The organism is bacterium, assembly GCA_019695335.1.
Lineage (GTDB): Bacteria > CLD3 > CLD3 > SB21 > SB21 > JABWBZ01.
The window spans coordinates 17,046-32,162 of the sequence record JAIBAF010000007.1 but is presented as its reverse complement, the minus strand read 5'-3'; the positions used below and the strand labels follow the sequence as shown (position 1 = coordinate 32,162).

At 38.7% G+C, this 15,117-nt stretch carries 14 protein-coding genes; all 14 read right to left on the bottom strand.

Translation table 11 applies throughout. The annotated features are described in order from the left end of the window. Positions 1 to 104: 104 nt before the first annotated feature. The 14 genes from K1X84_02965 to K1X84_02900 all read right to left on the bottom strand — a co-directional run bounded on the left by K1X84_02965 (position 105) and on the right by K1X84_02900 (position 15,116). Positions 105 to 524, bottom strand: coding sequence for a hypothetical protein (locus K1X84_02965; GenBank protein ID MBX7150575.1), 420 nt, complete (start codon positions 522 to 524; stop codon positions 105 to 107). A gap of 8 nt (positions 525 to 532) precedes the next feature. After that, a complete protein-coding gene (locus K1X84_02960) occupies positions 533 to 1,768 on the bottom strand; it encodes a hypothetical protein (protein MBX7150574.1) in 1,236 nt (411 codons plus the stop codon). A gap of 60 nt (positions 1,769 to 1,828) precedes the next feature. Further along, complete coding sequence (locus K1X84_02955; GenBank protein MBX7150573.1) at positions 1,829 to 2,992, bottom strand: hypothetical protein; 1,164 nt, start codon at positions 2,990 to 2,992, stop codon at positions 1,829 to 1,831. 9 nt (positions 2,993 to 3,001) lie between these two features. Beyond that, the gene (locus tag K1X84_02950) at positions 3,002 to 4,033 is read right to left on the bottom strand and encodes a TIGR01212 family radical SAM protein (protein ID MBX7150572.1); all 1,032 of its coding nucleotides are present in this window, start codon (positions 4,031 to 4,033) and stop codon (positions 3,002 to 3,004) included. An 83-nt stretch (positions 4,034 to 4,116) separates the two neighbouring features. After that, positions 4,117 to 5,151, bottom strand: coding sequence for a radical SAM protein (locus K1X84_02945; protein ID MBX7150571.1), 1,035 nt, complete (start codon positions 5,149 to 5,151; stop codon positions 4,117 to 4,119). Positions 5,152 to 5,165: 14 nt separating this feature from the next. Next, on the bottom strand, positions 5,166 to 6,140 hold the full coding sequence (locus K1X84_02940; protein MBX7150570.1) for a glycosyltransferase family 2 protein: 975 nt from the start codon (positions 6,138 to 6,140) through the stop codon (positions 5,166 to 5,168). Further along, positions 6,137 to 7,378, bottom strand: coding sequence for an amidohydrolase family protein (locus K1X84_02935; protein ID MBX7150569.1), 1,242 nt, complete (start codon positions 7,376 to 7,378; stop codon positions 6,137 to 6,139). The genes K1X84_02940 and K1X84_02935 overlap by 4 nt, the downstream gene beginning before the upstream one ends. Next, positions 7,330 to 7,968 carry a methyltransferase domain-containing protein gene (locus K1X84_02930; protein MBX7150568.1) on the bottom strand — a complete coding sequence of 213 codons (639 nt, stop codon included), beginning with the start codon at positions 7,966 to 7,968 and terminating at the stop codon, positions 7,330 to 7,332. Before K1X84_02930 ends, K1X84_02935 begins: the two co-directional genes overlap by 49 nt. 9 nt (positions 7,969 to 7,977) lie before the next feature. After that, complete coding sequence (locus K1X84_02925) at positions 7,978 to 9,048, bottom strand: glycosyltransferase (protein MBX7150567.1); 1,071 nt, start codon at positions 9,046 to 9,048, stop codon at positions 7,978 to 7,980. Beyond that, positions 9,045 to 10,094 (bottom strand): glycosyltransferase family 9 protein, encoded by a 1,050-nt coding sequence (locus K1X84_02920; GenBank protein ID MBX7150566.1) that lies wholly within the window; start codon positions 10,092 to 10,094, stop codon positions 9,045 to 9,047. Before K1X84_02920 ends, K1X84_02925 begins: the two co-directional genes overlap by 4 nt. After that, entirely contained in the window at positions 10,075 to 11,730 is a 1,656-nt protein-coding gene (locus tag K1X84_02915; protein MBX7150565.1) for an ABC transporter ATP-binding protein/permease, read from the bottom strand. Before K1X84_02915 ends, K1X84_02920 begins: the two co-directional genes overlap by 20 nt. Next, the gene (locus K1X84_02910) at positions 11,730 to 12,857 is read right to left on the bottom strand and encodes a hypothetical protein (GenBank protein MBX7150564.1); all 1,128 of its coding nucleotides are present in this window, start codon (positions 12,855 to 12,857) and stop codon (positions 11,730 to 11,732) included. The genes K1X84_02915 and K1X84_02910 overlap by 1 nt, the downstream gene beginning before the upstream one ends. Next, the gene (locus K1X84_02905; protein MBX7150563.1) at positions 12,854 to 13,696 is read right to left on the bottom strand and encodes a class I SAM-dependent methyltransferase; all 843 of its coding nucleotides are present in this window, start codon (positions 13,694 to 13,696) and stop codon (positions 12,854 to 12,856) included. Before K1X84_02905 ends, K1X84_02910 begins: the two co-directional genes overlap by 4 nt. Then, positions 13,689 to 15,116 (bottom strand): B12-binding domain-containing radical SAM protein, encoded by a 1,428-nt coding sequence (locus tag K1X84_02900; GenBank protein ID MBX7150562.1) that lies wholly within the window; start codon positions 15,114 to 15,116, stop codon positions 13,689 to 13,691. The genes K1X84_02905 and K1X84_02900 overlap by 8 nt, the downstream gene beginning before the upstream one ends. Position 15,117: the final 1 nt, after the last annotated feature.

Genomic DNA, 15,117 nt, shown 5'->3' with positions numbered 1-15,117 from the left:
TATTATTGAAGTCGATTAATTTAGCACATATAGATTAACAAGCAAGCGGGAGTTGGTTGGATAAAACAAAAAGGGCGAAAAACTCGCCCTTTTTTTTGCAATTTCTAACGTGGCAGTGCGCCATTATCGATCCATGTGCGGATGGTATTAATCTGCGTGGAACTAAGGTAACCGCCATCAGGGCCTTCCTGATCAAGCGGCATACGATCTCCAACCGATTGGGTGCCTTCGATTTTACGAATGAGATAACTATTGTTGGCGTTGCCGGGGTTAATACGCTTCAGCGACGGATTCTCCATGCTGGTGACATTGACAATATTCTGGTATGCAACTTCTTCTGATAAGTTCATGTCTTGTTGTGGAGACGAGCCGGCATGACATCCGCTTTTTGCGCAATAGGTTGTAAAAATCGCCTGAACATCGGTTGGAACTCTATTCGCTTCGGGATTTTTTTCTTCCAGTTCGCCACAACCTTGCACTATGATCAAAGCCATTATTACCAAAAGTAATAAATATGTTTTCATGCTGTTCCTTACCATTTGAATTGCCTGATGATATTGAAACCAAAATGGAAATTGGCTCCGCCTTTAAATAATTTATTTTCCGTAATAGCCGAGCTTCCGGCGGTGTATTGCGTCGTGTGAAGGAATTGGGTGTTGGATACTAAGACTTGAAAAACATGCAATCGTATTTTGTACATTAAGCCGAGCGACCATGTATTGAAGCGGGGATCCTGCGAGTCTTTAATCCCTTTGTAACCGTCAAGACGGGGGATGAATTCACCTGTGACGGCTGCATTGGGTTTGAATTGGTATTGAGCGCCAAACCCGACGGCCATCGTATAGCGCGTGTCAGTATATTCGTTTCCGTTTTTGATTACAACTTCATTGTGGTTACTCTTGAATGCAAATGTCGGAACAACTAAAACAGAAAAATCGTTGTTGATTTGAGAGCTTACGAGGATCTGAATATTTGGAGCGAAGCGATTTTTTCCGGTGTCTTTCCGACTAAGCCAGTCAAATCCGGCATATAGACCAAATGACACAGGCATTTCCGGTCGTTGTTTAACCGGGACGTATTTGGCCGCTACTTCAATATCTTTGAACGGGCCGGTTCTGCGAACCAGGATGTCCAAATCATTACGTAATGCCAGACTAAGGTTGATGCTGGTAAAAGCGCCGTTATCCAATCCAAAAAAAGATCCGAACGTATTACTGCCACCGCCATTGATCAAACCGAAACGGTGAAGAATGCGAAATTCGGCGGTTTTTTGTCCGAGAGTTCTGGTCGTGGGCAGATTAATCAATTGAGTGGCCAGAAAGGATTCTTTTTCAAGAGTGGAATTATTATTATCAGCAATTGTCACATCTTTAGAATTGCCCCAAACATCTTGAGGGAATGAATTGATCCATTCTTTGATGGTATTAATTTCATTGGTTGACAGTTTGTCGGCATCGAGCGGCATTCCGTCTTCGGCATAGGGCCAGTGATCGCGTTCTTGTAATATTTTTCTGAAGAGATAGCTGTCCGTTGGTGCATTCGGTGCGATGCGGCGGAGTTGGCCATTTTCATTGCTCGGCACATTAACGATATTTTTATAACTGACTCCGGCCTCAAGCGACATGCCGCCAGTAGGTTCATCAGAGCCGTGACAACTCACGCAGCGATTGTTGAATATAGTTTGAACTTTGGCAAACAAATCCGTATGGGATTGTGCGTAACCCTTCGAAATCATAAGACCAAAACATAGTACGGCAAACAACCTCATAAGGTTCTCCTTCCCTTAGTATGAATGGAATGGTTTAGAGTCAGTTTCAATTGATGAAAATCAATATCGGAGGATCGCTCCGATGTTACCCATAATCTTAAGGCGCGAATTCTCGGCTGTATTTTCAACCCGACATCCTTGCATGAATGCGAACGTAATCGCTTCATCAATGACGTCATGGACGTCATGGGCATCGCCGGAGCAGATGGGGCAAGTGTTCTTGGCGCCTTTTTCTTCAGGTACTCCGATAAAAAAACATTTATGGCATACAAATCCCGGCGCCGTGTAGCCTTTGGCTACGACAAGTGTATTGACGCCACCGCGACGGAGCGATTGCAAGGTGGGTTGCAGGCCAAAAATTCCCTTGCCGCCGGTTCCATGAGCTTCAGCGCGCAGTTTTTCAATCAATTCCGTTTCATATTTTTTTTCAGCTTGTTTGGCAACTTCTTCGGCTTTGTATAAGACATCGGTCAACGGCGCTTCAGGTTCAACGACGATGTGTCCGATAATTTTTTTACGCGACGGACCGCTCAATAAAGATTCAAATTGATTGATCATGTTCTGGCGTCCTCCCACGACTAACCACGTTATATCGCCGGTGCCTATAAGTTTTTCAGCTTCGCCCGCAACATGCTTGAAATGTTTGTTGACCATTTCGTCATGAGCACGGTCGACTTTACGCTCATCCATTCCGTCGATACCGCCGTATTTGATTTTGGGTTGTACGTCATTTTGAATATTAAATTGCTCTTTAACGAAGCCAAGATGCACGTCAAACATTTTAGCTTTTGCGCTATCAATCAGCAGAATCGCATAGCTGCGGTGATCGCACACCAGTTCGCTCAAAGGTCTCACATACGGATCGATATCGACATTTAAATAATCCGCTACGGGCTGAGGCAATTCAAACATCTCCCAGAAATTATTGGCCGTAGAGCAGAAAATGACTAAACCTTTATGATTATCCTTATGAATGTATCCGGAATTAATAAACTGTTCAAGCTTTGCAAAATCGTTTTCGATGGATTGCGCCTGTTCGCGGGTTAATTTACGTTCGATTTTTACGGATTCTAACCGTTGACGTTTTTCTTTCAGAAGGTCTTTCAGGACAATTTTGTAATCGTTGGTTTTAGCATTACGGTCAACATTAAGATAAAGGCTGGTAATAAAAAAATCTTTGCTGCCTAATTTGGACAGCCGCTCGATAGCTTTCTGAGTAAGCATGCGGGCCTCCTATTGCGAATTAACCGTTTCTGTTTTTTTGATATTGGTATCCATGAACCTGTTTACAGAGAGAATACCTTGATAGGTATTACGTTCGATCAATTTTTGATTAACGGCTTTTGCCATATCGGAACCGGTGGTCATCCATGTAGGCGCGATCATCATTCCTTGAGGCGCATCGCCGTACAATCTTTCGATCGCAATGGATGGAGAAAGTCGTTCAACAAAATCCGTAACTAATTCGAGATATTCATCGAATTCAAAAACATGAAAGGGGTGAGTTTTATAGGTGTGAGCGAGTGCGGTGCCATCAACGATGTGCAGGTTGTGAATTTTAATAAATTTCAGCGGTAATATCGATAATGCATCGGCCATCGCTACCATTTCATCGCGAGACTCGGTCGGAAAACCGAGGATAATATGTCCGCACACGTCGATGTCTCGATCGGCTGTGGCCTGAACGGCATCGACAAAACATTGATATGTATGGGCGCGGTTGACCCATTCCAACGTGCGATCGTAAATCGACTCACACCCGTATTCAATGCTGATATAATAGTTATGAGTATACGATTCTAACAGGTCTAATTTTTCCGGATCAATACAATCTGGACGAGTGCCTATAACGAGGCCGATAATATCAGGATGACTCAAAGCTTCATCATACATTTTTTTCAACTGTTCGACCGGTGCGTACGTATTGCTGTAAGCCTGAAAATAGACAAAGAATTTATCGATTTTAAATCGCCGACGCATCTGCGGCAAGCTATTGTCAATTTGATCCCGAATTCCTGTAGACGGCTTCAGATAAATTTTTGGGCGGTACGTATTTGAAGCGGGACTGAAGCCTTCATTATTGCAATAAGTACAGCCGCCAAAAGCCACGGTGCCGTCGCGATTGGGGCAAGTAAACCCGCCGTCTACGGTTATTTTATGTATCCGATGGCCGAAACGGGATTTTAAGTATTGATGATAAGAATAAAAACGTTGTTCATTTGTAATAAAAGAATGAGGAAACTGCAAAGTGTGCGGATAGTTCATTCTGATTTATTTTAACATGGATGGGTAGGATTGTAACGTTATTAATATAGAAAACGATTGTAATAAAAGCAAGACACAACGACTTAAAATAGACGGTGTTTGAAATACAATGAGCATACACAATGCCGGCAAATATCATTTTTCTTAACGTCTAAATTTTTTCTAAACTGAACGGCTTGTGGGGCATTTATAATTGATTCAATCGTTCCGGAGGACAGTGTGTCGTAAGAGGTGTGAAAAAAACACGGCCGTACATTTCCGTCCGCTTCAATGACAGCCGAAACCCATGGTGCATTACATCTGGGTGCTTCAAAATTGCCGATATCATTGGCGGCAGCGTAATGATGATAAATGTGCATCATTTTACTCGGGGATTCGACAATAAACTTGCTTTGAAAATCTATTTTGAATTTGACAAAAAGATCTTTAAGGATTTGATGGAATTCAGGTAATTCGTTTTTGTCAATGGTAATTTCATTTATATGCAATCTTGTGGTATCGTGATTGAAAGCCGATGTAAAAGTATCGGCGGCTAGAAAGCTAATTTGATCTAAGCCCATGTTTTTCGCCGACACAATAATGTTCTCAATATCTCTAAAGTTCTTCTTTTGGATAACGCATCGTCCGGTAATGCGAAAATGAGGTTTTAATTGTTTAATACTTTGGACACCCGTTTTGAGTTTAAGAAAAGCGTCGGGAATACGGCGAATGAGATTGTGAACAGTTTCCGAGCCATCAAGAGAAATAATAACATCATCGGTATGTGTAATAATTTGATTACAGAATCTCTCCAAGAGCAGTCCGGTGGACAACAAGCTGATTTTTATTCTGGCATTACGGATGATTGTACAAAAATCGAATATTTTAGGATGAAGCAAAGCCTCACCTCCGGACAATACAACCAAACGAGTACGTAATTTTTTTAAATCGTTAACAATTTTTCCAATACGATCGGTATCGAGCTCGTACTTATTAATATTATTTTTCCAGATGTCACACATCACGCATCGGCAATTGCAGGCGCTATGTGGCATAAGAACGACAATGGGAAGGGAAACAATTCGATCATTTGTTGGTTTGACAATACGCAGAAATGTACTCGAGATTTTTGATAGCATAGGCTGCTGGTCAACTATTTATTTACTGTCTTTATACGGATGCGGTATGAATTTCTGTTAAGGAGAAGAAGAAAGAAAATTTTTCCGCTTGTAAAAGCTAAATTCCATTGCCACGTTAAAGTTTGTCTCACAAAATTCCCAACGATCGACCATAGTAAGAACATAAAATTTAAATAAGAAAAACGGCCACTTTTTCGCATAAAATAATCCAGCGCCAAAATTCTTCGGCCATAAGAGATATGACGATTCAAACGGTTAATCGGGCTTTTGTGATGGTAGACATAGGTATTCATTAAAATATGAAATGGCTGCTCTTGAGGTATTTGAATAGCGACGCCATAATTATCACCGATTCCATTGGAATCCAAAATTTCGTCAAAAGGAATCTGTAAAAGAATTTTTCGTTGCACTAACGCGGCGCCTAAACTATAGATGGATGTTTTAAATGACGGGTATTGAAAATCCGTTACTAATGGCCATCCGGCTAGAGTGAAAGTGTTTCTCCGTTTTGTATAAAAGTTTTTGATAAATCCTTTCGGGATATTATTTAAATTTGTCCATAATGGAAGTTGAAAGATAAAATTCCAAATTAATCCTTTGAAAGAAACCGGATATTCGTAACTCCATTCATTATGAATGTTTTTTTCCAAAAACAAACCTGTGATGAGGACAGCTTCTTTATTCTTTAATGCATAGATTGATAATCTTTGTAAATAATCCTTAGGCAATTCAATGTCGTCATCGCAAAGTAGTATCCATTCGGATTTGGAACGTTGAATGCCAAAATTACGCTGATGGCAGACAGAAGGTTGCGTGTAACAAATACATATGGGAAGGTGAAAACCATCGATATCAGACGGAGATAGTTTTATGTCACTCGCATCAACAACAATTACTTCGTGAATATTAGTTTGCGATGAGAGTGACTGGAGAAGCCGTTTCAGGTTTTGCAAGCGATTTCGTGTAGGGATTACAATACTAACTTTCATACTGTCAATGCTTGTATCTTCGGCCATAAATTGGTTTGATTTAAAATCGAATCGGATACAATTTTAGATATTCGCTTTTTTAAACTTTGCAAATCAACCGACATCCATTTTGCTTTTCCCCAAATTAGAGCATTAGGGCCATCCTTGTTAAATTGTGAAATGCACGTATCGTCAATTAAGCATGGATTACCGCCAATAAGTACGAGCTGAATATTCGATGGATTTGCAGTCATTAAATTAGCATAGTAAGAGGAGGATGTTTCCGGTAAAATAAATAAATCTGCAGGAGAACCGCAGTGCATTTCATTAAATATGATTGAAGGAAAAATTTGAATACAATTACGTGTTACCATATCGAAGAGTTCTTTTTCACTGGTCAAGCCAGTATTTAGAGCTATTTTCATTTCATCCAGTAATGTTGGGGAACCGGTTAAAGTTGAATCTGTTCCTAAAGCAATTTTAATTTTATCTTTCATATAAATAATAGGGGCTGTTTGTTTATATATATTGAGATTTGATGATGGACACCAAATTAAACTTGCGTTCCGTTGGCTTATCAAGTCAATTTGCGAATCAGTTAGCGCAATGCCGTGAACTATAACCGTATTAGATTTCAGCCAACCTCTCGATTCAAGGAGATAGATTTCATCACGGCAGAATTTGTCAGTACCTTCAGCGGCATGGATTATGAAAGGTTTTTTAGCACTAAAAGTAGAGCCGGTTTGCTCAGGAAGGTTCAATGAATGTTGCCATGCGTAATTTTTTAAAACTCGGATAGGAAATGTATTTGGCCACTGCTTATGAAAATGCTTGTAATACGGATTATGGTGAATTACACAAGTCACACCTGAAATTATATTTTTTATTGCGCTCCATACTAAGCGATCGTATAGGGGAACAGATTGAATCGCTTGAATAGTTCTCTCATTCTTTTTGTGAATATCTTTTGACCATTCAGCATAGTTAGAATATGGAGGCGTTCCAAGAATCGGATATAGGTTAAATTCAAAGTGATCATGGGCATTGATAAGACCCGGATACACGAAATGTCCGCTATAATCGATTGTATTTTCACGTTTTTTAGAAATTAAACCCTTACCAATTTCAGTAATATAACCTCTATCAATTCGTATATCGCCGTCTCTTTCAATATTCTCGCTAAACCAACTGAGATTTTTTAACAATAATTTCATAATTTTTTCAGTTGTAGTGCTAAAACAAGAGGCTGTTGTTGCCACAATAGTTCTTTCATGTCGGCGATATAGAAATTATTAGTGTTGCAGGCAGAGATATAGTCTTCGATCATATGTAAAAAATGATGAATCTCGATTCGATTCTTTGATTGTGTCAAAAAAGATCTTTCAGCTCCGGTAAGAATCTGGAAAGGATGAAAGTCTGTTATTAGAAAGACGCCTTTTTTCTCTAAAACTCGCGCAATCTTCGAAAAGAAGTCTTTCAGATTTGAAATATATCCCACAACCAATGCTGACACGATTAAGTCAAATTTTAGATCGGGCCATTGGGTAGTTTCTAAATTTTGACAAATAAGTTGTGTTGTTTTAAGTTTTTTTTGAGCGATAGAGATCATTTTTTCCGAATGGTCAATGCCAATTACTGTTTGAGCGCCTTTTTTTTCGGCTATTTCACAAAAGTAGCCGGTACCACAGCCTAAATCTAACAATCGTTTACCATATAAATCCGTCATCCAGTTTTTTACTATCTCATTGGATAAATCTCTAACAGGATTTAATGTGGTATCATAGGTTTGTGCTAATAAATCAAAGCCTGTCTGCGAGTCAACTCTCTCTATTTTAAATTTCGAAAACATAATAAATGGCTACTGACTTAATTGTTGATAGATTTTTTCAAACGATGTCACGGTATCTGTAACAGAACAGGTCGAAACAGGATTGAAGTCAAGACGGCTTTCAAGCAAGCGTTTCAGCTGATCAATAATTTCTGGAACGGAACGGCATCGGACAGCCTTACTGGTTCGGTAATTGTGTCCGACTTCAAATGATATAACATTTAAGCCAGCATGCAAGGCTTCGGCTATCGCATATCCCATCCCTTCAAATTGTGCCGTATGTAAAAGGATTTTACTTTGAAACAAATATTCGATCACTTTGGTTCTGGACAAAAGGCCAGTCAAATAAATCGTATCTTCAAGCTTAAGATCGCTTATCCTTTTTTCAAGGAGCGGGCGCTGATGACCTTCACCGATGATTACGGCTTTAAGATGGCGATGCTCTTTTGTGATTTCATGCAAAATATCAATAAATAAGGTGAAATTCTTAACCGTGCTCAACGCGCCTATGCCTATAATATCAATTTGCCGTGGTTGATCATTTCTATAAGACTCAAATAAGCCTTGGTCAAGTCCCCATGGTATGACCGCATCTGTTTTTTTTTGTCTGGTAAATGAGAATTTTGATGCCGCAAAATCAGAACAAGCTGTTAGCATCGTATTTTTGAAATTCAAAAGCCGTAAATAACGGTTATTTTCCAAAACATCTTGTCCCATTATAGAAGCAATTTGTTTTATATCAAATAAATTGGACAAATATTGGCCAATCAATGTGCACTCAGTTAACCAAAAGCTGTGTATAATATCGACCTTTTCTTCTGAATGGATTTTGAAAAATAGAAAGAAAACATGAAGCCATGTCAGAATACGAAAAATATGTTTCCGTTGTCGTCCACCTGCCGAATACACTTTAAGATTGTTCCACAAATAAATGCCAGATGGATAAGGATAGTGGAAGGAAAGTATACAATACCGATTATGCGAATGTTGCATGGCCATATGTTTTATATAAACTTCCAAATATGGAAGGAAGTTTGTTACAGATTCGCTACTTGAAAAGCCTGGAACCAAATAAAGAATATTTAATTTTTTTTTGGTCATACCTTGTTGGTTCTTGCTTTAGTTAATTCACAAAAGATTTTAAATACTATTTCAGGAGAGCGGCGTTTTAAACACTGAATATCACCGAGAGAGCACTCCGGTTGCATACACGATCCGCATTTTAAATCTCCGGAATGTAAGCATACCGAATGCGCCCCAAGAGGCGTAGACCAGTCGTGGCGGCTCGAACCGAAAAGTGCAATTGTGGGAATTCCAGATATCCATGCCATGTGCATTAATCCGGAATCTTCACTGATCATTGCCGAAGTTTCTTGAAGGATGGCGAAGGCCATTCCTATTGACGTTTTAGTCAATAAATTAATTGATCGGAAGGAGGTATTGCTTGATAAAAATTCGACTTTATTTTTTATTCGCTCAGTTCCGAGAAATAAAAATGTAACCGGAAAAGAAGATTCTAACAATCGCATAAATTCCACGTAATTTTCTATCGGCCAATTTCTCGTTTTCCATAGGCCGGCAGGATTAATAACGATTAATAAATCTGTACCATTCCATCCATTTTGAAAAAGGATTTGAGTTGCTTTAGTTTTTATTTCAGGTTTGATAGGACAGCAGAACTCCAAGTTGACAGCCAGGCCAGTTTTTCTAAAAGTATACAAAGTGCGAAGTCCGGCTGGAATTGGTGAAAACCTGTCGAATTCCCCCCATGCGGTGGGATTTAAATATCGACGCATAAGGCGTGAGTACCGGTTCCTTTGTAAATCAATAACAATATCATAAGAATATTTTTGTAACTTTTGGATTTGAAACAATGTTTGCCATAGTTTAATCGTACTATGATGGATGTCAGGGATAATATGAATGCGAGTAAACATACATGGCACTTCGACTAAAGTACGGCAGGATTCTGTAGTCAAAAAATCGATTTCGCAATTCGGAAATAATGTAGATAAGCCAGCACATGAAGGGAAAGTGATGGCAACGTCGCCAATAGCATGAAAGCGAATAATTAGAATGCGCTTTGGATCTGATTGTCGATTCCAGGAATTGATGGACTGAGATTCTTCAAACTGTGACTGATACATTTAAATCTATAAGCTTAGTGTTTTTAAATGAAGAAATACATTCAGTATGGTGACTGATAACAATAGTTGTTTTTTGTTTCCGATCAATAAATATGTTCTTCCATAATCGACTCTCGAGACCATCTTCCAACATGCTGTTGGCTTCGTCTAAAATAAGCACCGGAGGGTCATGTAAAATAGCTCTGGCAATTGCAATCCGCGCTCTTTGTCCACCGCTTAAGTTCAGTCCTCTTTCATTAATGCCAGTTTCTAATCCTTCAGGCATTTGCGAAATCATCTCTTCCAAACAACAGTTGAAGATCGTTTCTTCAAGACGAAGCTTTGAAACAGGCTTGATTGCAAAACAAATATTGTCTCTTAATGTACCACGAAACAGATAAGGATCTTGTCCTACATAGCCTATTTGTGCTCTCAGACGCGATAAATCCCAATTCAGTAATGAAACATCATCGAAAATGATTGCCCCCTCCTGTGGGTAATAAAAACCCATTAATAAGTTGGCAATGGTTGATTTCCCACTGCCAGATGGTCCCTTGATTATTAGACAATCACCTATATCAATATTAGCCGAAAGATTTTTTATTATAGGTCTATTATTATACCCAAAGTTGACGTTTTCAAACTGAATTGCTCCAAGTAGTTCCTTTTCAATTTTATTCGATGTGATTTTCTGCGGTACATCATCGATCAATCTTTTAATTCTTTCAATTGGAGCGGCAATTTTTTTAAAATTAAAAAACAATTTAGCCGAGGATAGCACGCTCATTGCGAGAGTATAGGAATACATATAAAAAGCAATACTTTCGCCAGTTGAAGAAAACAACGTTCCATGATAAGTAAAATAAAAAACGGATAGTAATAATCCTGTTACACATAAGTAAATTATTTGGTTAAACAAGGCTGTATAATTGAAAGAATGTGTTTCATGTGTGTGTGCTTTAAATTGATAATTTTGAAATCGTTTTAGCTCAAAATCTTCTCTGACAAACGCCTTGACTTCTCGGAGCCCTACCAACGTTTCTTCAAATAGCGCATTGGCTTCAGCATGGTCGTCCTGTGTTTTTGCCGCAAATAATTGATTGCGTTTTGCTAGAAAAAAGAGCAAGGGCAAAATAAAAACTGAGAATGATATAACGGTTAGCGTTGCCTTGACATTTAATGTGATCATAAACACGATACATCCGGAACCAAATAAAACATTTCTGTATAATGGGGCGATGATGTCTGGGATAATCAACTGAATTCGACTTAAGTCCTCACTGCATCGAGCAGATAACTCACCTATTTTTTGCTGACGAATAAAATTAACAGAATTGTTCAATAATGTATGATAGAGCTGAATTCTGATTGAATTTCTGAGTGTATTTCCCCATAAAAATAATTGTTTTTCCGAATAATGTGTGCATACAGAAGAAAGAAAGAACAATATAATCATTGATGCGATCAAGACATTAATGGAAACACCAACATAAAAATCAACTGAATACCGATCAGCCATTATTTTTAATAACCATGGATAACTTAAATGGCCTATCGATACAAATGAAAGCAAACCGAATATTTTAAATAAATCCGAATTACTGATATCAAGATTTTTCAAAAGCCAGTAATTGAGGGTATGAGTTGGTGGCTTCATTAGTAGTGAATATTTTTATTTAAAATTGGATAGATTATTTCAAAAATTTTATCGGCAACTATTTGATTGCCCTCCTCGGTGATATGGATATTGTCAATAAAAACGGTTGTAGGGTTTTCGTCAAATATATTACTAATGTTATAAAAATGAAGCGAAGAATCAGTTGTCATCAATTGATTAATCATTGGATACAATTGGCCATCTGGATCGTCCATAACAGGTTGTTTAACCAATCTTTCTTCATCAGTAAGAGTCTTTTTTGTTTGAATTACAGGTTGCCAAAAGCAAATCAATTTGAATTGATAAACTTTCGATAGTTGCTGGAGAAATAAGAAATTTTTTTTGTAATAATCTTTATAAGATAGTGCAAGCGCAGTTAATTGTATGCTGTCAAACGGAGAAGAATCTTTTTTGATAACGTCTAAATTTAGCAATAGAGAGATGCCTTTATATATTTTACTGTGCATAGTAATCCACTCCCAGGATATAAAGCCTATTTGAGAAAAAAACGACCTTTTTCTGAAATCAATCCAATCCTGAAAATGATGAGTAAAAGCGGTTTTGCCCGGTTGATTATAATAATAAGTGAGAAAAACATCGTTAGCCCCATCATAAAATATTACATATTTTGGACGGTACCCATCGCGTAATAAAAAAATAAGTCTTATTATTTCTTGTGTAAAATTATAGCTTTGTTCACCACAATTAAGAGTAGTGATTTTGAATCCCTTTGTTACTATTTTTTGGGAGAGTAGAGAAGGAATTGTTTTTGAATCACGCGCACCGTATCCCCAAATAGTTGAACCTCCGAAAATCAATAAAGTATCCTCAAATAAAGATTCATTCCATGTTTTTCTGAAACCGAGGCTGTCTATATTAATATTTTGACCATGAAATGGTCGGGTGCGTGAATCCAAATATGGCTGATATTCTAGTTCTGTTTCGCGAATTTCGTTAAACATAGATTTTGCCCAGCTTTTATCCTTGTAAGGAGATAAATAAATTCTTGGGTTTATCGGCCCATTCTCCCAACCATGTTTTATAACTACAAGTGCCTGAAGGACTATCTCAATAAGGGTCAACGATAACACGATAGCCATTATCACAAAAAAGAATTTTTTGATCATTGAACTGTTGATTTAGTTGCAATATGTACTGTTAAAATATAATGATCGGCACAGTGGTTAAATGGAAAATAGGCAGATGTTTTTTCATCTAATAAAGTTAACAAACGATAGGCGCGTGGAAATTTTTTGGCAAAATCGTCTAAATAAGGCGGTGGGCTCAACGATGCTAAGCCTTGAAGTTTGATTAATTCGAAGTTTCTTCCGAAAGCTTGCACAACCGATGCCGGTGAATGATAAAAACATTTGAAGTATAAGCCTTCAATATGTGCTGAACTGCCGCCTTTTTTGAATCTTCGCGTGGCCAATTTTAAATGATTTTTTAATACCATCATCATTTCCCATGGACAAATCCGGGGAAGGATGACCCAGGTCACCATTCCACCGGTTCTTAAAAGCCTTGGCAAATGTTGAGTAACAACTTTGAGATCATCGATGCAATTTAGTCCGCCGAAATTTGAAAAAATATAATCAAACGGCTGTTGAGATATCTGATCAAGTTCAGTAAATGAGCACTGCTGGAACGTTATTTGTTTTTCTAATTGATACTGTTGAACTTTGTTTCTTAGCTGCAGAAGCATCCCTTCGGAAATATCCGTTGCATGAACAACATGTCCCAGTTGCGCAAAATGAACGGCGTCGATGCCAGTACCGGCGTTGAGTTCCAGGATTCGCGAGTTCGGTTTCAAAAATGATTCAACATGTTGCCATACCTGCTTACGCATCCATTGCAAAATGGGATTATGGACTTCATAATCATCAAAATAGGTCGATTGACGTGTGAAAGCATCCGCGACAGTTTTAAAATCGATCTCTAAATTTGCAATCGATGGGTCAGGCATGTTTATAGTAAGGGATTAGACGAATTTTAAAAAAGCAAAATCGTAAAAAATGATAAACTGCTCTGGGCATTTTTTTCCATTGCCTCTGCTTAATAATGCGATGCAGCCTGTATTCTGCGTGTACAAACCGGTGAAGAATTTTATAAAAAGCTTTCTCGTAGGTGTTATTGAACATTAGGTCAAGGTCGTCAGAATCTGTCCAATTGCTCTTGTGCCTGAGTTGATCGCGGACACGTTCATAAAACTTCGTTCCCGGCAACGGATACGATACGGAAATGCCAATTTCAGCAGGTAAACATTCACGGATCATTTTACGGGTCAGTTGAATATCAGGCCATGTTTCACCGGTGTAGCCGAATTGAATGAAAAAAGCCACTTCTATTCCGGCTTTTTGTACTTTATCCGTTGCTTCGTAAATCTGCTCTATCCGTGTACCTTTTTCCATAGCATCCAGAATTTTTTGTGAACCGGATTCAGCGCCAATCCAAATCGTTCGGCAGCCGGAGTTTTTCAAATGATTAATAGTATTAGTTTTTAGGAGCAAGTCAGCTCTGGTGAGGCATTTATAGGGGACTACAATATTTTGCTTTTTGCATTCGGATTCAAATAATTCGAGCCATCCTGGTTTCAATCCAAAAATATCATCGGTAATCCACACGTGATCCGCATGATAATTATTTTTTAACTTGAGCAATTGTTGTACGGTTTTGGCAGGCGATTGAGTGTGATAGATCTGACCGTAGATTGGCTTAGCGCACCAATTGCAGTGGTAGGGACAACCGCGAGTTGTCGAAATGTTTAATGAAAAATAGCCGTGATATTTCAGCCAGAGCTTGTGATAGGCTGCGATATCGATCATGGTCAGATCAGGATCGGGGAGTGAATCCAGGTCATCGATCCATTCTCGCTTAGGCGTTGCATGCAATTGTCCGCTATCTAAAAATTTCAAACCGTTGATGGAATGTTTGGCTGTTTCAAAACACTCATTCGAAAAAGCTGCAACCGTTTCCATCAAAGTATTTTCACCTTCTCCAACAATAATTGCATGGCTTCCTTCGAACAAGTAGATAGGAGTATGATCGGTTGCGTCCGAACTGTAAACAATGACGGGCACTTTCAGGGATTTAGCCTTCCGGATCATGTGAAATGCCGCATGCCGCATGTTTGATAAGCACATTTTCGTGAGATAATTGAATTCATCATCATAGATGACCACAAGCTCCGGGCGAAATTCTTCAACGCTTCGGTCAAAAGCTTCTAATGAAGACGCCATCATTCCATCGACGCATTGAACATTATGTCCCTGGTTACGTGCCAGCGTCGCCGCTATCAAAGTACCAAGCGGAGGATACGGCATTTGCCGTTGCATCTCTTTGGGATCGAAAATGCGAAAATAGGATTGACTGAAGAGAATTCGCATA

What these genes read in the sequence shown, in the direction of transcription:
- K1X84_02950 (MBX7150572.1), bottom strand. Translation starts at nt 4,033, where the DNA reads ATGAACTATCCGCACACTTTGCAGTTTCCTCATTCTTTTATTACAAAT.
- K1X84_02960 (MBX7150574.1), bottom strand. Translation starts at nt 1,768, where the DNA reads ATGAGGTTGTTTGCCGTACTATGTTTTGGTCTTATGATTTCGAAGGGT.
- K1X84_02925 (MBX7150567.1), bottom strand. Translation starts at nt 9,048, where the DNA reads ATGACCAAAAAAAAATTAAATATTCTTTATTTGGTTCCAGGCTTTTCA.
- K1X84_02955 (MBX7150573.1), bottom strand. Translation starts at nt 2,992, where the DNA reads ATGCTTACTCAGAAAGCTATCGAGCGGCTGTCCAAATTAGGCAGCAAA.
- K1X84_02940 (MBX7150570.1), bottom strand. Translation starts at nt 6,140, where the DNA reads ATGAAAGTTAGTATTGTAATCCCTACACGAAATCGCTTGCAAAACCTG.
- K1X84_02910 (MBX7150564.1), bottom strand. Translation starts at nt 12,857, where the DNA reads ATGATCAAAAAATTCTTTTTTGTGATAATGGCTATCGTGTTATCGTTG.
- K1X84_02930 (MBX7150568.1), bottom strand. Translation starts at nt 7,968, where the DNA reads ATGTTTTCGAAATTTAAAATAGAGAGAGTTGACTCGCAGACAGGCTTT.
- K1X84_02945 (MBX7150571.1), bottom strand. Translation starts at nt 5,151, where the DNA reads ATGCTATCAAAAATCTCGAGTACATTTCTGCGTATTGTCAAACCAACA.
- K1X84_02965 (MBX7150575.1), bottom strand. Translation starts at nt 524, where the DNA reads ATGAAAACATATTTATTACTTTTGGTAATAATGGCTTTGATCATAGTG.
- K1X84_02900 (MBX7150562.1), bottom strand. Translation starts at nt 15,116, where the DNA reads ATGCGAATTCTCTTCAGTCAATCCTATTTTCGCATTTTCGATCCCAAA.
- K1X84_02905 (MBX7150563.1), bottom strand. Translation starts at nt 13,696, where the DNA reads ATGCCTGACCCATCGATTGCAAATTTAGAGATCGATTTTAAAACTGTC.
- K1X84_02920 (MBX7150566.1), bottom strand. Translation starts at nt 10,094, where the DNA reads ATGTATCAGTCACAGTTTGAAGAATCTCAGTCCATCAATTCCTGGAAT.
- K1X84_02915 (MBX7150565.1), bottom strand. Translation starts at nt 11,730, where the DNA reads ATGAAGCCACCAACTCATACCCTCAATTACTGGCTTTTGAAAAATCTT.